The sequence below is a fragment of the Microvirga zambiensis WSM3693 genome (assembly GCF_016735695.1).
GTDB classification, from domain to species: domain Bacteria; phylum Pseudomonadota; class Alphaproteobacteria; order Rhizobiales; family Beijerinckiaceae; genus Microvirga; species Microvirga zambiensis.
The window spans coordinates 20,128-39,653 of sequence record NZ_JAERQD010000003.1 but is presented as its reverse complement, the minus strand read 5'-3'; the positions used below and the strand labels follow the sequence as shown (position 1 = coordinate 39,653).

The following is a 19,526-nucleotide window of genomic DNA, read 5'->3' as shown; positions in this document are numbered from 1 at the left end:
TTAAACCAGCATCTTGCCCTTCTCGTCGATCACCGAGCCGATATCGGCTCCGGTCTCGCCGAGATAATCGTTGAGAAGCATCTCGTTATGCGCTTTTCCCGAGGGGATCATCGGGAAGCAGTTCTCGGTCTTGTCGACGATGCAGTCGAAGATGACCGGGCGGTTCACGCTGATCATCTCCATGATCTTCGCATCGAGCTCGCCCGGCTTGTCGCAGCGAATGCCGACGCCGCCATAGGCTTCTGCGAGCTTCGTGAAGTCGGGCAGCGATTCCGAATAGCTGTGCGAATAGCGCCCGCCGTGAAGCAGCTCCTGCCACTGGCGCACCATGCCCATATATTCGTTGTTGAGGATGAAGACCTTGAGCGGCAGGTTGTACTGCAGCGCCGTCGACATTTCCTGCAGCATCATCTGAATCGAGGCTTCGCCGGCGATGTCGATCACCAGCGCGTCGGGATGCGCGAGCTGCACGCCGACGGCGGCGGGCAGGCCGTAGCCCATGGTGCCGTGGCCGCCGGAGGTCATCCAGCGGTTCGGCTCCTCGAACTTGAAATACTGCGCCGCCCACATCTGGTGCTGGCCCACCTCCGTAGTGATGTAGACGTCGCGGTCCTTGGTGAGCTCGTAGAGCCGCTGCAGCGCGTATTGCGGCTTGATGGTCTCGTCGGATTTTCTGTAGGCGAGGCAGTTGCGAGCGCGCCAGCCTTCGATCTTGCCCCACCAATCCTTGAGCGCCAACTTGTCGGGGGTCTGGGCGTTCTGGCGCCACAGGCGCAGCATGTCTTCGAGCACATGCGCGCAATCGCCGACGATCGGAATGTCGACCTTCACCGTCTTGTTGATCGATGACGGGTCGATGTCCACATGAATGCGCTTCGAGAAGGGCGAGAAGGCATCGAGACGTCCCGTGATGCGATCGTCGAAGCGCGCGCCGAGATTGATCATCACGTCGCATTCATGCATCGCGAGATTGGCCTCGTAGGTGCCGTGCATGCCGAGCATGCCGAGCCATTGCTTGTCGGAAGCCGGATAGGCACCGAGCCCCATCAGGGTCGAGGTGATGGGAAAGCCTGTGAGCCGCACGAGCTCGCGCAGCAGCGTCGCGGCATGCGGGCCCGAATTGACCACGCCGCCGCCGGTATAGAACACGGGGCGCTTGGCATTGGCCATGAGCTCGATGGCGGCGCGGATATGATCCATGTCGCCCTTGACGGTCGGGCGATAGGTCTTGTGCTGGTTGCTCAAGGGCCGCGCATAGGAGCCGGTCTTGAACTGGATGTCCTTCGGCAGGTCGACCACCACCGGACCCGGGCGTCCGTTCTGCGCGACGTAGAAGGCCTCGTGCAGGACGCGCGGCAGGTCCTCGATCGATTTGACGAGATAATTGTGCTTCGTGCAATGGCGCGTGATGCCGACCGTGTCGCATTCCTGGAAGGCGTCGGAACCGATGAGATGGGTCGGCACCTGGCCGGTGATGCACACGAGCGGGATCGAATCCATCATGGCGTCGGCAAGCCCAGTGACCGCGTTGGTCGCGCCCGGTCCCGAGGTCACCAGCACCACGCCAGGCTTGCCGGAGGAGCGGGCATATCCCTCGGCCGCATGCACCGCGCCCTGCTCGTGCCGGACGAGTACGTGGCGCACCTTCTCCTGGTGGAAGAGCGCGTCGTAGATCGGAAGGACCGCGCCGCCCGGATATCCGAAAATATGCTCGACTCCCTGGTCCTGCAGGGCTCGGATCACCATTTCGGCTCCGGTCATCGTCTCGCTCATCTCACTCGCTCCCTGGGGTCTTTCGCATCACTGTCTTGGAATCTGGGCAATAAAAAAGGCCCCTGAGGGGGCCTGTGCGCCATCGCCGGACCTGCGGGTCAATCCCGCTCCGTCGATGGCGCTCGTACTACGAGAATAAGCTTGCGCATTGGGGCAGCTCTCGATTCAAAAGTTGCGCAGACGTTAAACGAGCCGTTTCATTCGGTCAAGGAGGGGCTACTTGGCTCCGCGCGGCTAAGCTTCTATCTTCTGCCCCCTATTTTAGTCGTATGACCATGACCGAGACCGTCTCTTCCACCGGCACGCCGATGCAGAACATGCGCCTTACGGCCCGCGCCCTCCTCCTCGGCGATCGCCTCGACGTGGCCGGACTCGAGCGCAGCGATGTGCTCTCCACCACCCCCCTCGCCTTCCGCGCCGGCCAGGACGGCTTCGTCGCCCTCTTCCGTTACGGCGTCGCCGTGCTCGTCGGCCTCACGCCGCTCGAGGAGGACGAGGTCATCCGCAGCCTGCGCCAGCGCATCCGGGGCGAGTTCGCCCGCCACGAGGAGGAAACGGCGCTGATCGAGATCTCCCCGGACCGGGACGACCAGATCCCGCCCGGCGGCCCTATCTTCATCAAGCGACTCTCGACCGAACGCCTGATCGTCATCGCCGACGCCCTGTCGAAGAGCGCGACGCTTGCCCGCGACGAACGGGAAGCGGCGGCCGCCTTCGAACTGGTGGAGCCCTCGGTCAGGCACCTTGCCGAGAAGGGTCGGCGCCCCCGGGATCGCCGCAGGATGCTCCAACAAGTCGGCCAGGCCCTCCTCGTCCGCCAGCGCATGTCGGGCGGCGTCGCCGTGGAGGAGAAGCCGGATGTCCTCTGGGACCGCCCGGACCTGGAGCGCCTCTATGCCCGCCTCGAGGACGAATACGAGCTGAAGGAACGCGCCACCGCGCTCCACCGCAAGCTCGAGGTCTTGGGCGATACCGCCCAGGCGCTGACCGACATCATCGACACCGAGCGGTCCTTACGCCTCGAACTGATCATCGTTCTGCTGATCGTGTTCGAGATATTCATCACTTTCTATCAGATGGCGACCGGCACCCCGAGCCATTGATCCGCGCCATGACGGCCTCGAAGCCCCTCTCCGGCTCGACCCATTGCCAGTCCGGCAATTGATGGCGGAACCAGGTGAACTGGCGCTTGGCGTAGCGGCGCGTGTCGCCCTGCCCCCGGATGATCGCCTCGTCGAGCGAGATTTCGCCGCGCAGATGGGCAAGAAGCCCCGGCACTCCATGGGCGCGCATGGCCGGCAGCATGGGGTCGAGGCTGCGCTCGCCGAGCGCCCTCACCTCGTCGAGTGCGCCCCTGTCCATCATGGCAAGGAAGCGGGAATCGATGCGCCGACGGAGCTCGTCCCGCTCCGGAGAAAGGAAGAGCTTGACGACAGGAACCTCGGCAAAAGGCCCCGGCTGGCGCGAACCATGGAAGGAAACGAGAGGTCGGCCGGTCGCGGCGAAGATTTCGAGCGCCCGCTGGACCCGCAAACGGTCGGAGGGTCTCAAGGCGCCGGCTGTCTCAGGGTCGCGTTCCGACAGGAGGCGGTGAAGCTCGGGCGTTTCCAGGCCCTCGCTCTCCCGGCGCACCTCATCGCGCACCGCATCCGGCACGGGGGGCATGTCGGACAGGCCCTCCGTCAGCGCCTTGAAATAAAGGCCCGTTCCACCGACGAAGATCGGCAGCTTTCGCCCACGGATGTCCCGCAGGACCTGGATCGCGTCAGTGACATAGCGGCCGACGGAAAAATTCACGGCGGCATCCACGTGGCCGTAGAGCCTGTGGGGAGCCTCGGCTTCTTCCTCCGGTGTCGGACGGGCGGTGATGATGCGAAGATCGCGATAGACCTGCATGGAATCGGCATTGATCACCACGCCGTCGAGCTCTTGAGCCAGCCGGATGCCCAATGCGGACTTGCCTGAAGCGGTCGGCCCTGCGATGAGAACCGCGCCGATCTTAAACTCACTCACAGCCAGGTTTCCCAATGGCGCCTTCCCAGAATTCCCTCGTCGCGACCCTGATCGCCAACCCGTCCCGACCGGTCGTCACGGAAGAGATCGTAGCGTCGGCGGCTGCGTCGCTCGGACAAGAGACGGAACGTTCGGTTCTGGCAAGGGGAATCGCAGCGGACCTGATCGTCTCCGGATCAGAGGATGCCAAGGCGGTCGAGGCGAGCCTCCGCGCCGCTCTTGCTGGCCAGCCCATCGACATCGTGGTGCAGCCCCTGGCGACGAGACGCAAGCGCCTGTTCCTGGCGGATATGGATTCCACCATGATCGGCCAGGAATGCATCGACGAGCTGGCGGATTACGTCGGACTGAAGAAGGAAGTGTCCGAAATCACCGAGCGCGCCATGCGCGGCGAGATCGCCTTCGAGCCGGCTCTCCGCGAGCGCGTGGCGCTGCTCAAGAACCTGCCGGTCAACGTGGTCGACGAGATCGTCGAGACGCGGCTTACCTTGACACCCGGCGGGAAAGCCCTCGTGCAGACCATGCGCGCCAACGGCGCCTATGCCTGCCTCGTCTCCGGTGGCTTCACCCTGTTCACCGGCCCCATCGGCGCGAAGATCGGTTTCGACGAACACCGCTCGAATCGCCTCATCCTCGATGGCGAAAAGCTCGCCGGAATTGTCGAGGAGCCGATCCTCGGCCGCGAGGCGAAGCTCGCGACCCTGATCGAGCTGCGCGAGCGCTTCGGCCTCGCCCATCACGAAACGATGGCTGTCGGCGACGGCGCCAACGACCTCGCCATGCTGGGCGAAGCGGGCCTTGGAGTTGCCTTCCGCGCCAAGCCTGCAGTCGCTGCGGCCGCCCATGCGCGGATCGATCATGCGGATCTGTCGGCGCTTCTCTATGCGCAGGGATACACGGCGGACGAGATCGTTGCGACGCCGGTCTGATTTCCGGCGCCGCAGCGTATCGGCTCAGCCCTTGATGAAGGCCAGAAGGTCGTTGTTGAACCGATCGGGCTCGAGCTGCGCCAAGCCATGCGCGCCGCCGGGATAGACCTTCAGCGTCGCGTTGGGCACGATCTTCGACGAGATCATCGCCGATGCGACGATGGGAACGATCTGGTCGTCGTCGCCGTGGATGAACAGAGTCGGAATGTCGAACTTCTTCAGGTCCTCGGTGTAGTCGACCTCGGAGAACTGCTTGATGCAGTCATAGGCCGGCTTGATGCCCGCCTGCATGCCTTGCAGCCAGAAATTCATGCGGATGCCTTCCGACACTTTCGCGCCATCGCGGTTGTAGCCGTAGAAAGGCACGCTGAGATCGTAGAAGAACTGCGAGCGGTTCTCGTAGGTGTTCTTGCGGATGTCGTCGAAGACCTCGATCGGCAGGCCTTTCGGATTGGCTTCGGTCTTGAGCATCAGCGGCGGGACCGCGCCCACGAGAACTGCCTTCGCCACACGCTTCGTCCCGTGACGGCCGATGTAATGTGCAACCTCGCCGCCGCCCGTGGAATGGCCGACGAGAACGATGTCCTTGAGATCGAGATGATCGATCACCGCAGCGAGATCGTCGGCGTAGGTGTCCATGTCGTTGCCGGTCCAGGTCTGCGACGAGCGTCCGTGACCGCGCCGGTCATGAGCGACAACGCGAAAGCCGCGCTCGCCGAAGAACATCATCTGCGCGTCCCACGCATCCGCGCTCAGCGGCCAGCCATGGGAGAAGACGATAGGCTGCCCTGAGCCCCAATCCTTGTAGAAGATCTCGGTGCCGTCCTTGGTCTTGATGGTGCTCATGGCTTCCTCTGCTCCTGATGCCCCGTTGGATTGGGTGATGCCTTCGGCTGGCTCGGCAGAGATCGCCAGCGGCCGTGGCCCCATTTGTGTGAAACAAAGCGGATGCGGGATACTGAAACTGAACGAAAAGACGCGACCGGATCGCCGGGCGAGAATCTGCTCCGACGATCCGTGATAGGACTATCCTGACAAGGTGGGTTCTTTATGACAAGGACTGGCCGTGATCAGGTTTTGTGCAGTTGGACTCTCTTCACGATCTCTGCGACCACCGCGGGATCTGCGACCGTGGACGTGTCGCCGTGGTTCTCGAAATCGCCGGCCGCGATGCGCGTGAGAATGCGGCGCAAAATCTTGCCCGAGCGGTTCTTCGGCAGTTGCGGCGCCCATTCGATCCGGTCCGGCGTCGCGATGGGGCCGATGCGGGTGCGCACGACCTGGACGAGGTCGCGCCGCAATTCGTCGCTCTCGGCGATGCCTTCCTTCAACGTGACGAAGGCGAAGATGCCCTGACCTTTGATCTCGTGCGGCATGCCGACGACGGCGGCCTCCGCCACCGATGGATGTGAGGCGAGCGCCGATTCGACCTCGACGGTACCGAGCCGGTGGCCGGAAACGTTGATCACGTCGTCGAGGCGGCCGGTGATCCAGTAATAACCGTCGGCATCGCGCCGTGCGCCGTCGCCGGTGAAGTAGTAGCCGGGGAAGGTGCTGAAATAGGTCTTCAGGAAGCGCTCGCGGTCGCCGAGGATCGTGCGCGCCTGTCCTGGCCATGAATCGGCGAAGCAGAGATTGCCCGCTCCCTCGCCTTCCACGATCGTTCCATCGCTGTTGAGCAGGGCGGGGCGAACGCCGAAGAAAGGCTTCGTCGCCGAGCCGGGCTTGAGATCCGTGGCGCCGGGGAGCGGGCACAGAAGAACCGCGCCGGTCTCCGTCTGCCAATAGGTGTCGACGATGGGGCAGCGCCCGCCGCCCACGACCTCGTGATACCAGAGCCAGGCTTCCGGATTGATCGGCTCGCCGACCGAGCCCAGGACCTTCAGCGACGACAGGTCGTGCCTGCGCACAGGCCCTTCGCCGTCGCGCATCAGCGAGCGGATGGCGGTGGGCGCGGTATAGAAGATGTTGACCTTGTATCTCTCGATGATCTGCCACCAGCGCGACACGTCCGGCCAGGTGGGCACGCCCTCGAACAGGACGATGGTGGCCCCGTTCGCGAGCGGGCCGTAGATCAGGTAGGTATGCGCCGTCACCCAGCCCACATCCGCCGTGCAGAAATGGATGTCGCCCGGGTGATAGTCGAACATCGCCCGGAAACTCGCGGCGGCGTGGACGAGATAGCCGCCGGTGGTGTGCAGCATGCCCTTGGGCTTGCCCGTGGAGCCCGAGGTGTAGAGCACGAAGAGCGGATCCTCGGCATTGACCTCGACCGGAGCACACTCGTCCGACACGTCGGCAAGCGCCTCGTCGTACCAGCGGTCGCGGCCCGCTTTCATCGGAACGTCCGCACCGGTGCGGCGCAGGACAAGCACATGCTCGACGAAAGGCAGGTTCTGGAGGGCTGCGTCCGCGTTCTTCTTGAGCGGCACATGCTTGCCCGCTCGCATGCCCTCATCGGCGGTGATCAGAACCCGCGAGCGGCAATCCTCGATCCGCCCGGCGAGAGCCTCCGCCGAGAAGCCGCTGAACACGACCGAATGCACCGCGCCGATCCGGGCGCAGGCCAGCATGGCAGCGATGGCCTCCGGCACCACGGGGAGGTAGACGCTGACGAAATCGCCCTTCTGCACCCCGAGCGACTTCAGCACGTTGGCGAGGCGGGAGACCTCGCCTTGAAGATCGCGCCATGTGACACGGCGCATCTCGCCGACCGAATCGCCCTCCCAGAGAATGGCCACTTCGTCGCCCCGGTCGCGGGCATGCCGGTCGAGGCAGTTGAAGGAGGCATTCAGCGTGCCGTCGGAAAACCATTCGATGGTCACGTCATCGGGCGAGTAATGGGTGTTCTTCACCCGCGTGAAGGGCTTCACCCAATCCAGGATCTGCGCCTGCTCGCGCCAGAACCCTTCCGGATCCTCCAGCGAATGCCGGTAGCGATCCTGATAGGCCTGCAGATCTACATGCGCTGTCGACTTCAGGGCCGCGGGAACGGGAAAGACGTGCTGGGTCATGATGCTCTGATCTCGGCGGCAGCCCCATCCGGACCTGCCGCTCGCTGAGGGAGAAGGTGCCTTTCCATTCCCTCAGATCAGGCCTTTATGTCAACCATATTGTTCTTAATAAAGAACGATCCCGTTAAACGAAAAGGGCGGCCCGAAGACCGCCCTTCCAGATCCTTTGCGGAGATCCGCCTACTCGATCGACAGAGCGACGAAGCGTACCTCGCCCTGGGCGTTGGCCACGAGCAGCAGCGCCGATTTGCGGCCCTGCGACTTCAGGTCGTCGATCTTCTTGGTCACCTCGGCCGGGTTCGTCACCGGCTCCTGATTGACCTCGACGATCACCTCGCCGGCCTGGATCCGCTTGTCGGAGGCGTTCGAGTTCGGGTCGACGCGGGTGATGACCACACCCTTCAGGTCGTCCTTCAGGCTGAATCTGCGGCGCAGTTCGTCCGTCATGCCGGACATGTTGAGGCCGAGCGCCTGGCGGGTCGCCGTCGGCGGCTCGGTCGAGGGCTGCTGCAGGCTCGCCTGCTTCTCCGTGTCCTCGAGGCGGCCGAGGGTGACCTGCTTGGTCATCTCCTGGCCCTTGCGGACAATGGCGACGTCGACGGCCTTGCCGACCGGGGTCGAGGCCACGATGCGCGGCAGATCGCGGGAATCCTTCACGTCCTTGCCGTCGAAGCGGACGATCACGTCGCCGACCTCGAGCCCGGCCGGCTTGGCGGGGCCCTTGTCGTCGATGCCGGCGATCAGAGCGCCGCGGGCCGTGCCGAGATTGAGCGCCTCGGCAGTGGCATCGTCTACGTTCTGGATGCGCACGCCGAGCCAGCCGCGGCGGGTTTCGCCGAACTGGCGCAGCTGGTCGATGATCGGAACGGCCGTGGAGGCCGGCACCGCGAAGCCGATACCCACCGAGCCGCCGGTCGGCGAGAGAATGGCGGTGTTGATGCCGATGACCTCGCCGTTCATGTTGAACAGCGGACCGCCGGAATTGCCCTTGTTGATGGAGGCGTCGGTCTGAATGTAGTTGTCGTAGGGGCCGGAATCGATGTTGCGGCCGCGGGCCGAGACGATGCCGGCCGTGACCGAACCGCCGAGGCCGAAGGGATTGCCGATCGCCATCACCCAGTCACCGGCACGAATGGTTTCGGAATCGCCGAACTTCACCGCCTTGAGGGGCTTGTCGGACTTCACCTTCAGAACGGCCAGATCGACCTTGGAATCCTTGCCGATGATCTCGGCCTTCAGGCGCGAGCCGTCCGGGAAGATCACGCTGATGTCATTGGCATCGCCGATCACATGATTGTTGGTGACGACGATTCCGGACGAATCGATGACGAATCCCGACCCGAGCGAGTTCGAGCTGCGCGGACGCGAGGGGCTGTTTTCTCCACCTCCGCCCCCGCCGCCGCCCTGGCCGCGCCGGTTGAAGAACTCCTCGAACAGGTCCTCGAAGGGGGTGCCTGGCGGAAGCTGCGGCAGGGTTCTGTTGCGGGCCTCGACCGTGGTCGAGGCCGAGATGTTGACCACGGCGGGCGTCACCTCGGCGGCAAGATCGGCAAAGGATTCAGGCGTCGACCGGGCATAGACCGGCAGAGGCATGGCCGTCGCGACAACCGTGAAGACCGCGAAGCAGGACGCTGCGAGCCGGCGCATGGGGCGCTGGGGCAGTCCCGTCTTGGAAGGCGCCAGCGCATTCGTGGCTGTGTTCATCGAAAACCCTCTCTCGGAGAATACGCATATAAATTGGTGTTTGGCCCCGTCATTCAAGCGGGCATTGCGGCGGAAGCTTGGCCGCGCCTCCAGCGTGCGATCCGGAACCGTCCCAGGCACGACATAAGATATATGCATCGTACGGATCCCAAAAGTGGCCACCGCCCTCCGGGGGTCCGATGCTTCAGCCGAACTGGCGCACCAGCCAGATGACCCCGATGCCGATCAGTGCGGAGATGATCCCGACGATCCGCATCTGATCGCTCGGGCTGTGAGCCGCCTCGTACATCGCTCTGCGCATCCCGTCGGGGAAGGCCGCAAACAAAATGCCCTCGACCGCAAGAGCGAGGCCGAGGGCTGCAATCAGGTCCAACATCAGGGTCTTATCATTGCGCTGGAGCCGGCTGGGCCGGCGCAGGTGCGGGCCGAGTGGCGGCAGCCCCACCGTTCCTCCGACCGTTCGGGTCGTTGAAATAGCGGAAGAAGTCGGAATCGGGGCTCAGGACGAGGCGTGTGTCCCCTCCCTTCAAGCCGGCTTCGTAAGCCTGCATGGAGCGGAAGAAGGAGAAGAACTCCGGATCCTGCCCGAAAGCCTCGGCCAGAATGCGAGTCCGGTTCGCATCGCCCTCGCCTCGCAGGCCCTCGGCCTTCTGATTGGCCTCGGCGCGAATGATCGTGGCTTCGCGTTCGGCGCGGGCGCGGATGGTCTGCGCCTGCTGCTGACCGTTGGCGCGCAGATCCGCTGCCTCGCGCTCGCGCTCGGTGCGCATGCGCTGATAGACGGCCTGGCTGTTGGCGGCGGGCAGATCGACGCGGGTGAGCCGGACGTCGATCATCTCGATTCCGAGGCTCGCCGCCTGCCGGTTCACGTCGGCCTGGATGCGGTTCATCAGGTCGGCGCGCTCGGTGCGCACGATGGCATCGCGAGAGGCGCTCGCGAGCGTGTTACGCATCGCCGAGTTGGTGAAGCTCTGCAGGCGCTGATTGGCGAGAGAGATGTTGCCGACGGCCTGATAGAACCGCAGCGGATCGATGATCCGGTAGCGGGTGAAGGCGTCGACTTCCAGGTTCTGCCGGTCGGCCGACAGCACGGTCTGCACCGGCAGGTCGAGATCGAGCACGCGCTTCTCGAAGAAGGTGACGGTGTCGACCAGCGGCAGCTTGAACTTCAGGCCGGGCTCCGAGATCGCCGACTGGACCGCGCCGAAGCGCAGCACCAGCGCATACTGCGTCTGCTGGACGATGAAGACCGAGCTGTAGAGAACGATAGCAACGAGAGCCAGAAGGATCAGCAGGCCCGTGCGAAGAGTCGTACCGTTCATCGCGTGGCTCCCTGCGGGTTGGCGGCATTGCCCTGCGGCTGCGGGCGCGGGTTCTGGGTGAGAGGCAGGAAGGGCACGACACCCTGACCGCTTTGGTCGACGATAATCTTTTCGATCCCGCCGAAGACGCGCTCCATGGTCTCGAGGAAGATGCGCTCGCGGCTCACGTCCGGAGCCTTGCGGTACTCTTCATAGACCTGGCGGAACCGGGCCGCCTGACCAGTCGCATCGGCAACCGCCTGTTCGCGATAGGCTTCGGCCTGCTGCACGGTCCGGGCTGCCTCGCCTCGCGCCTCCGGCACGACGCGGCTGGCGAAGGCGCCGGCCTCGTTCTGGACGCGAACGGCATCCTGCTGGGCCGCGTTCACGTCGAAGAAGGACTGCCGCACCTCGGAGGGCGGCTGAACGGCCTGGAGCTGGACCACGTTGATCAGGACGCCGGCACCATAGGCATCCAAAGCCTCCTGCATGATCTGACGAACCTCCTGAGCGACGCTGGCCTGCTCGGTGGTCAGGATGGCCTGGATGTTGCGGCGGCCGATGACCTCGCGCATGGCGCTCTCGGCCACGGACTTGATGGTGCCGTCGGGATTCTGGAGATTGAAGACGTAATCCTGCGGACGGGCCGGATTGATCTGCCAGACCGCATCGAAATCGAGATCGACGATGTTCTCGTCGGCGGTGAGCATCAGGCTCTCTTCGAGCACGTCACGGGCGCGCCCCTGCCCTGTCGGGGTCGAGCGATAGCCGACCTCGACCCGCTGCTGGGCGGTCACGTTGGGCTTCATCACCCGCCCGATCGGATAAGGGAGGTTGTAGCGCAGGCCTTCGGCGGTGGTCCCGGTGTACTTGCCGAAGATCATGTTGATGCCGACCTCGTTGGGCCGAACCGTATAGAAGCCGGTCAGGAGCCACACGGCGATGGCGCCGAGAACGAGGATGATCAGGCCCCTGCCGCCCATGGAGCCGCCGGGGATGAAGTCTTTCAGGCGATCCTGGCTGCGGCGCAGAATGTCTTCGAGATCGGGCGGGTTTCCATTTCCCTGCGGACCTGAGCCCCATGGGCTCTTGCCGCCTCCCGATCCGCCGCGCTGTCCCCAGGGACCACCGCCGCCGCTTTGGTTACTCCAAGGCATAGGACGCCTTTCCTCACTTACGAAAAGATCGGCCGTAGAGCCGATGAAAACATGAGACGGTTGTGGGTGTTGCCTCTGCCGCCTGTCAAGCCTGCGAATTGGGGACTCGAAACGCCTTCGTCAACCTTGAGAAGGCTCAACGACGCCTTTCGAGATCAATAAAGGTAAACGGATGCTCGTCGTCGCCCCCCTTCGGATGATCCTCCCGCCGCGTCTCGCGAAACTGTGACCGGTCGAAGTCCGGAAACACGGCATCACCATCGGCAGCGGTATGGACCCTGGTCAGGAATATGCTCTGAACATGCGGCAGGGCCAGTGCATAGATCTCAGCGCCCCCGGCGATTGCAACCGCATCGGCCCCCATCCGGGTCGCGACCTCCTGCCCCTTGGCCACGGCCTCGTCCCAGGTGTGGACCACGTGCACGCCCTCGGCGGCAAAGCCGGCATCCCGGGTCAGCACGATCGTCTCCCGCCCCGGCAGCGGCTTGCCGATCGACTGGAAGGTCTTTCGCCCCATGATCATCGGCTTGCCCATGGTGAGCCTGCGGAAGCGACCCAGATCGGTCTTCAGCCGCCAGAGCAGCTGGTTGTCCCGCCCGATGACGCCGTTCTCGGCTACCGCGACGACGAGGATGAGGGGAAGGGTCATAGGGCTTGCCGTGCTTCGATGTTTGCCTGGATCCACATTGCAAATTCTTCCTCGCTTATCGTGCCGGCAGCAAGTTCGATCATCGTCCGGTAAGCCTCCGGTTGAGACGCCACAAGGTTGAAGCCATTGAGCTTGAGAAAACCGACATAGGCGATAAAGGCGGCCCGTTTGTTTCCATCGATGAAGGGATGGTTCTTGCTCAGACCGAAGGCGTAAGCTGCCGCCAGGTGCGTAATGCGCTCCTCGTTGAACGGGCGCGCCAAAGCGGAATCCAGCATGCCTTCGTCACGCAGGCCCTCGGCTCCGCCGAAAAGACGCAGGGATTCGGCGTGCTTAAGCAGCAATGCCTGACGGTTGATCCATCTCGGGTCCGTCATTTGGAAAGGGCATCGAGCGTTTCGCGGTACTCGACGATAACTTCGTCCATCGTCTTCAGCTGTTCCTGCACTTCCGGATCGAGCGGCGTCAGGATGATGCCCGTCGCAGTCTCGACCACGTGCAGATGATCGCCCTTGCCGACTTTCAGCCGCTCAAGGACGGATCGGGGAAGGACGACGCCGAGCGACGAGCCGACCTGTGTGACCTTGACCTCGACTGTCATGACGGAGACCTCGTGAGGAAGAGAATTATAACAAATATAATAATAACGATATCATAAATCTAGTCTCCAGCCAGTTGCTCCAACGCCTCTCCGGTCATCCGCTGCACCGTCCATTCGTCCAGCGGGATCGCACCGATGGAACGGTACACGCGCACGGCGGGCTCGTTCCAGTCGAGCACCGACCATTCCAGCCGGGTTAGGCCCTCGTCGAGGCAGCGGCGCGCGAGATGCTTCAGCAACGCTCTTCCAATCCCCTTGGAGCGGAATGTCGGCCTGACGAAGAGATCCTCCAGATAGATCCCGTGCCGGCCGCGGAAGGTGGAGAAGTTGTAGAACCATAGGGCGAAGCCGACCGGCTCGCCCTGCCACTCAGCAATATCCGCGAAGACCCGTGGGCTGAGGCCGAAAAGAGCTTTGGCGATATCGGTCTGCGTTGCGTCGACCTCATGGGCCAAGCGCTCGTATTCGGCGAGTTCGCGGATGAAGCCGAAGATCGTCGGAGCATCGCGCTCTTCAGCCTTGCGAATGACGAGACTCATGCGGCTGTTGTCTCGCAAGCGGCCATTGCTGTCGAGCTCATTCCGCTTCCTCCCCCGAGACCCGCCTCGGCGAGCCCCAATCCTCCAGAACCCCATTCATGTCGTCGAGCACGAAGAAGCGTGCGCTCTCGGCGTCGTAGCCGTCGTCGAGAAGCTCGTCGTAATCGGTCAGGCGGTGCCGGATATAGGCCGTCAGCGACAGCCACGCGGCCGTCTCGGGATTGGCCGTGTGGAGACCCCTGCTGCCGAGGGCATGGTCCGTCACGGCTTCGAATTCATGGCGTGGAATGCGCGGCGCGAGGATGCGCACGGCGCTCTCGATGGCCTCCCGCCGTGTCATGGTACTCAGACCGCGACGGGCGCCTTGATGGCGGGATGCGGGTCGTAATCCTCGATGGCAATGTCGTCGTAGGTGAAATCGAACAGCGAGCGCACCGCCGGGTTGAGCCGCAGCTTCGGCAGCGGACGCGGATCGCGGGAAAGCTGGAGTCGCGCCTGCTCGAGATGGTTCAGGTAGAGATGCGCATCGCCGAAGGAATGGACGAAATCGCCCGGCTGCAGGCCCGTCGCCTGCGCCATCATGTGGGTGAGAAGCGCATAGGACGCGATGTTGAAGGGCACGCCGAGAAACACGTCCGCCGAGCGCTGGTAGAGTTGGCACGAGAGCCGCCCCTCCGCGACGTAGAACTGGAACAGGCAATGGCATGGTGCCAGAGCCATCTTGTCGAGCTCGGCCGGGTTCCAGGCCGAGACGATGAGGCGGCGGCTGTCGGGGTTGCGGCGGATCTCGTCGAGCACCCAGCGGATCTGGTCGACACTGCCGCCGTCGGGCTTCGCCCAGGAGCGCCATTGCTTGCCGTAGACCGGTCCGAGATCGCCGTTCTCGTCGGCCCACTCGTCCCAGATCGAAACACCGTTCTCCTTCAGATAACGGATATTGGTGTCGCCTTTCAGGAACCACAGCAATTCGTGGACGATGGAGCGCAGATGCAGCTTCTTCGTGGTGACGAGCGGAAAGCCCTCGCTGAGGTCGAAACGCATCTGATGACCGAAGACGGAAATCGTCCCGGTTCCCGTCCGGTCGTCCTTGCGGACGCCTTCATCCATGATGCGGCGGATCAGATCGAGATAGGCTTGCATGGTGTGCTCCTCGCTTAATCATAAGGCAGCGCGCGAGGGGTGCCGAGTCGCTTTTGCGCGAAGAGTGGGGACAACCGACCTTTCAAATTCCGTCCGCGCCACCTATATTGAGGCTGTCGGTCGCGAGACCGACTATGGCGATAAACGGCTATCGGAATAAACCTATCGGACCCGGGGGCGGTACCCGGCGCCTCCACCTAAACCCAGGCCACGCTTGGGTTTAGGCGGGGGCGAAATAGGATCGACGAGGGCGTAAAGGATAGGCTTTTGCTCGGCATGGTTCCGCCGTTATCGGGCCGAATCTATAGTTGCCAACGACAACTATGCTCCGGTTGCAGTGGCTGCGTAAGCGGTCCCTAAAGCCGAATCAAAGCCCTTGCGGTTAGCACCGTAAGGCGGGGTCCGGAGGCACCTGGCAACAGAAGCCTCCACTTTTGTTTCTGCAAGGGCTCGCTTATGGCCGGTGGTAAAGACCTGATCCGATACGATCTTCTGGTGCAGGACGCGCTGAAAGGCGTCGTGCGCAAGGTATTGATCGATGCCAAGGACGGTCTGCCGGGCGAGCACCATTTCTACATCTCCTTCCAGACGGATTTTCCCGGCGTTCGCCTCTCGAACCGCCTGCGCGAAAAATATCCTCAGGAGATGACCATCGTTCTCCAGCATCAGTTCTGGGATCTCAACGTCACCGAGCACACCTTCGAGGTCGGGCTGTCCTTCTCCGGCATTCCGGAGCGGCTGCTCATCCCCTTCGATGCACTCACCGGCTTCTTCGACCCTTCCGTGCAGTTCGGGTTGAAGTTCGACAGCCAGGACGAGGATGAAGAGGAAGAGATCGAGGAGGCTCCCGCCGCGCCGCAGCCGATCCGCAACGGCTCTTCCGAGCCGGTCGAGCTGAAGCAGCCGCGCAAGCCCGCCCCCGCGGCGGACAAGAAGCCGGCCGCTGAGAAAGCTCCCGCTGCGACGGCGGAGGCCGAGGGTAACGGCGAGGGCGATGAGAAATCCGACGAGGCGGATGCTGCCTCGGGCACAGCCGAGGTCGTCAGCCTCGACGCCTTTCGCAAGAAGAACTGAGCCCTTCCAATTCTCGGGTCATGCCGTCGCCGGCGCGTCTTTCCGGGCGCGTTGCGTCAGGCGCATCGGCAGGCCGCCTCTCGGCCTCAGGGTGATGCGCTGCACGGGCGCAACCTCGTGCCCCTCCACCAGATCGAGCCTGACCGAGCGGGCGATGGTCGCGAGCACGATCACCGCCTCCTGCAGCGAGAAGCTCGCACCGATGCAGACGCGCGGCCCTGCACCGAAGGGCAGATAGGCGAAGCGGTCGATCCGGCTGCGGTTCTCCGGCAGGAAGCGCTCGGGCCGGAAGGCGTCCGGCTCGTCCCAGAGCTTGCGGTGGCGGTGCAGGACATACGGAGAGATCGCCACCATCGAACCTGCGGGAATATCCAAGTCGCCGATCCGGTCGTCGTTGATGGCGGAGCGGCTCATGTAGGGGGCCGGCGGATAGAGACGCACCGCCTCGTCGATGACGGCGCGGGTATAAACGAGCCGCTCCAGGTGCTGCGGCTCGATCGGCCCCTCCCCCAGCACCTCATCGACCTCCTGCTCCACCTTGGTACGCGCCCGCTCGTCCTGGGACAGCAGGTAGAGCGACCAGGAGAGTGCGTTCGCCGTCGTCTCGTGGCCGGCACCGATGAAGGTGACGATGTTCGTCCGCACCTCGATATCGGTCAGGCCCTTGCCGGTCTCCGGATCCGCCGCCTCGAGCAGCAGGGTCAGAAGATCGCGCGGCGCCGGCTCGCCGCTGGCGAGGAGCTTCTTTCTGGCATCGATCAGCTCGTTGACCGTCTCCTCGAAGAAGCGGATGGACGGCCGCGCCCGCAGGCGGCCGATCCTGGGCACCCAGTCGGGGAAGCCGAAGATGTCGAGCGGGTCGACCATCCCTAAGCTGTTGAAATAGCGGGTGATGGCGCGGCCGAGCGCATCCGGGTCCTTCGGTACGCCATGGGTGAAAATCGTCCGCTCGAGCACGTCGAGGGTCACCCGGGTCATCTCGAGGGAGGCATCGACCACGCGACCGTTCGGGCGGCGCTGCCAGCGCCTGACCAGGCGGTCCGCCGCCTCGACCATGGCCGGGAAGAAGCTGCCCACATGGCGCGGGGTGAAGATCGGCGCGATGGTACGGCGCTGCAACCGCCATTCGTCGCCCTCGGCCGTCACGAGCCCTCGCCCCAAGCCCGGCGCCAGGATCCTGATCTGCAGATCGTCCTTCCGGTAATTGGCGGCATTGTCCACGAGGATGTGGCGGATGATGGCCGGGTCGTTGACCACGGTCATGCGCCCGAGCGCACCCTCGCCGGTGAGGACGAGATCCTCGAAATGCGCCTCCATCCAGGTGTTCAGGGGGTTTTCGCGCACGGCGCGCAGAAAAGCCACCATGCCGAGCGGCTCCGTGCGGGGCTTCGGGTGCGGCGGGCGGAACAGCGGCGCTTCCAGGGTGTCGCTCATGCGATTTTCCAAGGCCTCCAATGCGCGTTCGCAGTTGCGAGCGCCACCATTTGAGATAAGAACACGCAACTCCATCGAAAGAGGTCAGGATGTCGCCCTCAACCCGCATCGAAACCGATACCTTCGGCCCCATCGAGGTCGCCGCCGACAAGCTCTGGGGTGCGCAGACGCAGCGTTCGCTCCAGAATTTCCGTATCGGGACCGACCGGATGCCGCTGCCGCTGGTCCATGCGCTGGCCATCGTGAAGCAGGCCTCCGCCCTTGTGAACAAGGATCTCGGCAAGCTCGAACCGCGCCTCGCCGATGCGATCGCGAGCGCCGCCGCCGACGTGGTGCAGGGCAAGTACGACGACGAGTTCCCGCTGGTGGTCTACCAGACCGGCTCGGGCACCCAGTCCAACATGAACATGAACGAGGTGCTCTCGAACCTCGCCATCGAGCGCCTCGGCGGCGAGCGCGGCAGCAAGAAGCCGGTTCATCCCAACGACCACGTCAACATGGGCCAGTCGTCGAACGACTCCTTTCCCACCGCCATGCACATCGCGGTCGCCCGCGAGATCCATGACCGGCTCGTTCCCGCGCTCAAGCACCTGCTCAAGGCCCTGAACGACAAGGCCGAAGCCTACAAGGACATCGTGAAGATCGGCCGTACGCACCTGCAGGATGCGACCCCGGTCACCCTCGGCCAGGAATTCTCCGGCTATGCGGCGCAGATCCAGCTCGGCATCGCCCGCATCGAGGCGACGCTGCCCGGCATCTACGCGCTTGCCCAGGGAGGCACCGCCGTCGGCACGGGCCTCAACGCCCATCCCGAATTCGCAGACCGCTTCGCTGCGAAGGTGGTCGAGCTCACCGCCCTGCCCTTCACCTCTGCCGACAACAAGTTCGAGGCCCTCGCCTCCAACGACGCGCTCGTCTTCACCCATGGTGCGCTGGCGAGCCTCGCCGCCGGCCTGTTCAAGATCGCCAACGACATCCGCCTGATGGGCTCCGGCCCGCGCTCCGGCATCGGCGAGATCTCGCTGCCCGAGAACGAGCCCGGCTCGTCGATCATGCCCGGCAAGGTCAACCCGACCCAGGCCGAGGCCATGACGATGCTGTGCTGCCAGGTGGCCGGCAACCAGACCACGGTGACCTTCGCCGGCAGCCAGGGCCATTTCGAGCTCAACGTGTTCAAGCCGGTGATCGTGAACGCGGTGCTGCAGTCGATCCGCCTGATCGCTGACGGCGCCGTCAGCTTCACCGACAATTGCGTCGTCGGCATCGAGCCGAACCGGGAGCGCCTCAGCGAGCTGATGCAGCGCTCGCTGATGCTCGTGACGGCGCTTGCCCCGTCGATCGGCTACGACAAGGCGGCCGCCATCGCGAAGTCGGCACACAAGAACGGCACGACCCTGAAGGAAGAGGCTCTCAAGGCCGGCGTCGAGGAGGCTCACTTCCACGCGGTCGTACGTCCCGAGACGATGCTTCAGCCGGGCGAATAAGATAGAACAAGCGCCATGGCCGAGATCATCAATCTGCGCCAGGCGCGCAAGCAGAAGGCGCGGGCCGAGAAAGAGGCCCGCGCCGCCGAGAACCGCGTCAGCTTCGGCCGCACCAAGGCTGAAAAGAAACTGACGAAAGCCGAGCAGGACATGGAAAAGAGTCGGCTCGACTCGCATAAGCGCGACGACGACGAGAAGCCGTGAATGGGCTTTTCCATCGTCAAACGCTCCGTCTCCATCGCCGGCCACCGGACGAGCATTTCGCTCGAAGAGCCCTTCTGGGAAGGCCTGCGGGAGATCGCGGAACGGGACAAGATTTCCATTCAGGCCCTGATCGGGCGCATCGATGCGGATCGGGGCGAGCAGAACCTTTCCTCCGCGATCCGGGTGTTCGTGCTCAACGACCTGCGTGGTCGCCTGGGTGCGTCCGCGTTGAACGGAACCGACGCACTTTAGCAGCCAGCGTCGACACCTCTCACTTTGCTTTGCTCGCCCTGGAATGACGCCCTCTCGCGTCATGGCCGCACTTGTTGCGGCCACCCACGCCTTTTGCACCGCTGCGGTTCCCAAGACGTGGGTCCCCGGCACAAGGCCGGGGGTGACGTGCGACAAACACAGCGCCGTCATCCCGGGGCCGCGCAGCGGCGCCCGGGATCCATAACCGCTGACGGCGCAAAACGGCGCGCGATGCTGATTTTCTCTTTCTGAAACGTC

21 protein-coding genes and 1 other RNA gene are annotated in these 19,526 nt (G+C 64.0%); 7 read left to right on the top strand and 15 right to left on the bottom strand.

Translation table 11 applies throughout. The features are described 5' to 3' along the window. A complete protein-coding gene (locus tag JKL46_RS03710) occupies window positions 1-1,773 on the bottom strand; it encodes an acetolactate synthase 3 large subunit (protein WP_201830072.1) in 1,773 nt (590 codons plus the stop codon). Window positions 1,774-2,048: 275 nt separating this feature from the next. On the opposite strand from JKL46_RS03710, the gene JKL46_RS03705 reads away from it, so the two are divergent. After that, window positions 2,049-2,876, top strand: a complete 828-nt coding sequence (locus JKL46_RS03705; RefSeq protein ID WP_201830071.1) for an RMD1 family protein — start codon at window positions 2,049-2,051, stop codon at window positions 2,874-2,876. On the opposite strand, the gene miaA is transcribed toward JKL46_RS03705, so the two are convergent. Continuing rightward, the gene (gene miaA, locus JKL46_RS03700; protein ID WP_201830070.1) at window positions 2,836-3,786 is read right to left on the bottom strand and encodes a tRNA (adenosine(37)-N6)-dimethylallyltransferase MiaA; all 951 of its coding nucleotides are present in this window, start codon (window positions 3,784-3,786) and stop codon (window positions 2,836-2,838) included. The two genes, JKL46_RS03705 and miaA, sit on opposite strands and share 41 nt — an antisense overlap. A gap of 14 nt (window positions 3,787-3,800) precedes the next feature. Between miaA and serB the strand changes: the two genes are divergently transcribed. Then, window positions 3,801-4,715, top strand: a complete 915-nt coding sequence (serB, locus tag JKL46_RS03695; RefSeq protein ID WP_201830069.1) for a phosphoserine phosphatase SerB — start codon at window positions 3,801-3,803, stop codon at window positions 4,713-4,715. Between the two features lie 24 nt (window positions 4,716-4,739). Here serB and JKL46_RS03690 read toward each other — a convergent pair whose 3' ends face one another. From JKL46_RS03690 to JKL46_RS03635, 12 genes are all read right to left on the bottom strand, one after another. After that, window positions 4,740-5,561: an alpha/beta fold hydrolase gene (locus tag JKL46_RS03690; RefSeq protein WP_201830068.1), complete on the bottom strand. Its 822-nt coding sequence runs from the start codon at window positions 5,559-5,561 to the stop codon at window positions 4,740-4,742. A gap of 224 nt (window positions 5,562-5,785) precedes the next feature. After that, the gene (gene acs / locus JKL46_RS03685; protein WP_201830067.1) at window positions 5,786-7,729 is read right to left on the bottom strand and encodes an acetate--CoA ligase; all 1,944 of its coding nucleotides are present in this window, start codon (window positions 7,727-7,729) and stop codon (window positions 5,786-5,788) included. Between the two features lie 180 nt (window positions 7,730-7,909). Beyond that, window positions 7,910-9,433 (bottom strand): DegQ family serine endoprotease, encoded by a 1,524-nt coding sequence (locus JKL46_RS03680; protein WP_201830066.1) that lies wholly within the window; start codon window positions 9,431-9,433, stop codon window positions 7,910-7,912. A 184-nt stretch (window positions 9,434-9,617) separates the two neighbouring features. Next, complete coding sequence (locus tag JKL46_RS03675) at window positions 9,618-9,809, bottom strand: DUF2065 domain-containing protein (protein WP_099511121.1); 192 nt, start codon at window positions 9,807-9,809, stop codon at window positions 9,618-9,620. Window positions 9,810-9,819: 10 nt separating this feature from the next. After that, the gene (hflC, locus tag JKL46_RS03670; RefSeq protein WP_201830065.1) at window positions 9,820-10,755 is read right to left on the bottom strand and encodes a protease modulator HflC; all 936 of its coding nucleotides are present in this window, start codon (window positions 10,753-10,755) and stop codon (window positions 9,820-9,822) included. Beyond that, window positions 10,752-11,891 carry an FtsH protease activity modulator HflK gene (gene hflK, locus JKL46_RS03665; RefSeq protein ID WP_201830064.1) on the bottom strand — a complete coding sequence of 380 codons (1,140 nt, stop codon included), beginning with the start codon at window positions 11,889-11,891 and terminating at the stop codon, window positions 10,752-10,754. The genes hflC and hflK overlap by 4 nt, the downstream gene beginning before the upstream one ends. A gap of 136 nt (window positions 11,892-12,027) precedes the next feature. Then, window positions 12,028-12,540, bottom strand: a complete 513-nt coding sequence (locus tag JKL46_RS03660) for a dihydrofolate reductase (RefSeq protein ID WP_201830063.1) — start codon at window positions 12,538-12,540, stop codon at window positions 12,028-12,030. Beyond that, complete coding sequence (locus tag JKL46_RS03655) at window positions 12,537-12,917, bottom strand: type II toxin-antitoxin system death-on-curing family toxin (RefSeq protein ID WP_201830062.1); 381 nt, start codon at window positions 12,915-12,917, stop codon at window positions 12,537-12,539. Before JKL46_RS03655 ends, JKL46_RS03660 begins: the two co-directional genes overlap by 4 nt. Next, window positions 12,914-13,141 (bottom strand): AbrB/MazE/SpoVT family DNA-binding domain-containing protein, encoded by a 228-nt coding sequence (locus JKL46_RS03650; protein WP_201830061.1) that lies wholly within the window; start codon window positions 13,139-13,141, stop codon window positions 12,914-12,916. Before JKL46_RS03650 ends, JKL46_RS03655 begins: the two co-directional genes overlap by 4 nt. Before the next feature lie 59 nt (window positions 13,142-13,200). Next, window positions 13,201-13,680 carry a GNAT family N-acetyltransferase gene (locus JKL46_RS03645; protein ID WP_201830060.1) on the bottom strand — a complete coding sequence of 160 codons (480 nt, stop codon included), beginning with the start codon at window positions 13,678-13,680 and terminating at the stop codon, window positions 13,201-13,203. A gap of 37 nt (window positions 13,681-13,717) precedes the next feature. Next, the gene (locus JKL46_RS03640; protein WP_201830059.1) at window positions 13,718-14,020 is read right to left on the bottom strand and encodes a DUF2293 domain-containing protein; all 303 of its coding nucleotides are present in this window, start codon (window positions 14,018-14,020) and stop codon (window positions 13,718-13,720) included. A gap of 5 nt (window positions 14,021-14,025) precedes the next feature. Further along, the gene (locus JKL46_RS03635) at window positions 14,026-14,820 is read right to left on the bottom strand and encodes a thymidylate synthase (protein ID WP_201830058.1); all 795 of its coding nucleotides are present in this window, start codon (window positions 14,818-14,820) and stop codon (window positions 14,026-14,028) included. A gap of 76 nt (window positions 14,821-14,896) precedes the next feature. On the opposite strand from JKL46_RS03635, the gene ssrA reads away from it, so the two are divergent. Both ssrA and JKL46_RS03625 read left to right on the top strand, forming a co-directional pair. Beyond that, window positions 14,897-15,253, top strand: a transfer-messenger RNA (tmRNA) gene (gene ssrA, locus JKL46_RS03630). A gap of 23 nt (window positions 15,254-15,276) precedes the next feature. Continuing rightward, a complete protein-coding gene (locus JKL46_RS03625; protein ID WP_201830057.1) occupies window positions 15,277-15,894 on the top strand; it encodes an SspB family protein in 618 nt (205 codons plus the stop codon). A gap of 18 nt (window positions 15,895-15,912) precedes the next feature. Here JKL46_RS03625 and JKL46_RS03620 read toward each other — a convergent pair whose 3' ends face one another. Continuing rightward, complete coding sequence (locus JKL46_RS03620) at window positions 15,913-17,328, bottom strand: cytochrome P450 (protein WP_201830056.1); 1,416 nt, start codon at window positions 17,326-17,328, stop codon at window positions 15,913-15,915. Window positions 17,329-17,417: 89 nt separating this feature from the next. On the opposite strand from JKL46_RS03620, the gene fumC reads away from it, so the two are divergent. From fumC to JKL46_RS03605, 3 genes are read left to right on the top strand one after another with little or no spacing between them, the layout of a single operon-like run. Beyond that, window positions 17,418-18,812: a class II fumarate hydratase gene (fumC, locus tag JKL46_RS03615; protein WP_201830055.1), complete on the top strand. Its 1,395-nt coding sequence runs from the start codon at window positions 17,418-17,420 to the stop codon at window positions 18,810-18,812. 15 nt (window positions 18,813-18,827) lie between these two features. Further along, the gene (locus JKL46_RS03610; RefSeq protein ID WP_201830054.1) at window positions 18,828-19,016 is read left to right on the top strand and encodes a DUF4169 family protein; all 189 of its coding nucleotides are present in this window, start codon (window positions 18,828-18,830) and stop codon (window positions 19,014-19,016) included. Then, window positions 19,017-19,268 (top strand): ribbon-helix-helix domain-containing protein, encoded by a 252-nt coding sequence (locus tag JKL46_RS03605; RefSeq protein ID WP_201830053.1) that lies wholly within the window; start codon window positions 19,017-19,019, stop codon window positions 19,266-19,268. Window positions 19,269-19,526 lie beyond the last annotated feature (258 nt).

Excerpts from the sequence above, each read along its gene's own strand:
- JKL46_RS03710 (WP_201830072.1), bottom strand. The coding sequence starts at position 1,773 with ATGAGCGAGACGATGACCGGAGCCGAAATGGTGATCCGAGCCCTGCAG.
- JKL46_RS03705 (WP_201830071.1), top strand. The coding sequence starts at position 2,049 with ATGACCGAGACCGTCTCTTCCACCGGCACGCCGATGCAGAACATGCGC.
- serB (WP_201830069.1), top strand. The coding sequence starts at position 3,801 with ATGGCGCCTTCCCAGAATTCCCTCGTCGCGACCCTGATCGCCAACCCG.
- JKL46_RS03690 (WP_201830068.1), bottom strand. The coding sequence starts at position 5,561 with ATGAGCACCATCAAGACCAAGGACGGCACCGAGATCTTCTACAAGGAT.
- acs (WP_201830067.1), bottom strand. The coding sequence starts at position 7,729 with ATGACCCAGCACGTCTTTCCCGTTCCCGCGGCCCTGAAGTCGACAGCG.
- JKL46_RS03680 (WP_201830066.1), bottom strand. The coding sequence starts at position 9,433 with ATGAACACAGCCACGAATGCGCTGGCGCCTTCCAAGACGGGACTGCCC.
- JKL46_RS03675 (WP_099511121.1), bottom strand. The coding sequence starts at position 9,809 with ATGTTGGACCTGATTGCAGCCCTCGGCCTCGCTCTTGCGGTCGAGGGC.
- hflC (WP_201830065.1), bottom strand. The coding sequence starts at position 10,755 with ATGAACGGTACGACTCTTCGCACGGGCCTGCTGATCCTTCTGGCTCTC.
- hflK (WP_201830064.1), bottom strand. The coding sequence starts at position 11,891 with ATGCCTTGGAGTAACCAAAGCGGCGGCGGTGGTCCCTGGGGACAGCGC.
- JKL46_RS03660 (WP_201830063.1), bottom strand. The coding sequence starts at position 12,540 with ATGACCCTTCCCCTCATCCTCGTCGTCGCGGTAGCCGAGAACGGCGTC.
- JKL46_RS03655 (WP_201830062.1), bottom strand. The coding sequence starts at position 12,917 with ATGACGGACCCGAGATGGATCAACCGTCAGGCATTGCTGCTTAAGCAC.
- JKL46_RS03650 (WP_201830061.1), bottom strand. The coding sequence starts at position 13,141 with ATGACAGTCGAGGTCAAGGTCACACAGGTCGGCTCGTCGCTCGGCGTC.
- JKL46_RS03645 (WP_201830060.1), bottom strand. The coding sequence starts at position 13,680 with ATGAGTCTCGTCATTCGCAAGGCTGAAGAGCGCGATGCTCCGACGATC.
- JKL46_RS03640 (WP_201830059.1), bottom strand. The coding sequence starts at position 14,020 with ATGACACGGCGGGAGGCCATCGAGAGCGCCGTGCGCATCCTCGCGCCG.
- JKL46_RS03635 (WP_201830058.1), bottom strand. The coding sequence starts at position 14,820 with ATGCAAGCCTATCTCGATCTGATCCGCCGCATCATGGATGAAGGCGTC.
- JKL46_RS03625 (WP_201830057.1), top strand. The coding sequence starts at position 15,277 with ATGGCCGGTGGTAAAGACCTGATCCGATACGATCTTCTGGTGCAGGAC.
- JKL46_RS03620 (WP_201830056.1), bottom strand. The coding sequence starts at position 17,328 with ATGAGCGACACCCTGGAAGCGCCGCTGTTCCGCCCGCCGCACCCGAAG.
- fumC (WP_201830055.1), top strand. The coding sequence starts at position 17,418 with ATGTCGCCCTCAACCCGCATCGAAACCGATACCTTCGGCCCCATCGAG.
- JKL46_RS03610 (WP_201830054.1), top strand. The coding sequence starts at position 18,828 with ATGGCCGAGATCATCAATCTGCGCCAGGCGCGCAAGCAGAAGGCGCGG.
- JKL46_RS03605 (WP_201830053.1), top strand. The coding sequence starts at position 19,017 with ATGGGCTTTTCCATCGTCAAACGCTCCGTCTCCATCGCCGGCCACCGG.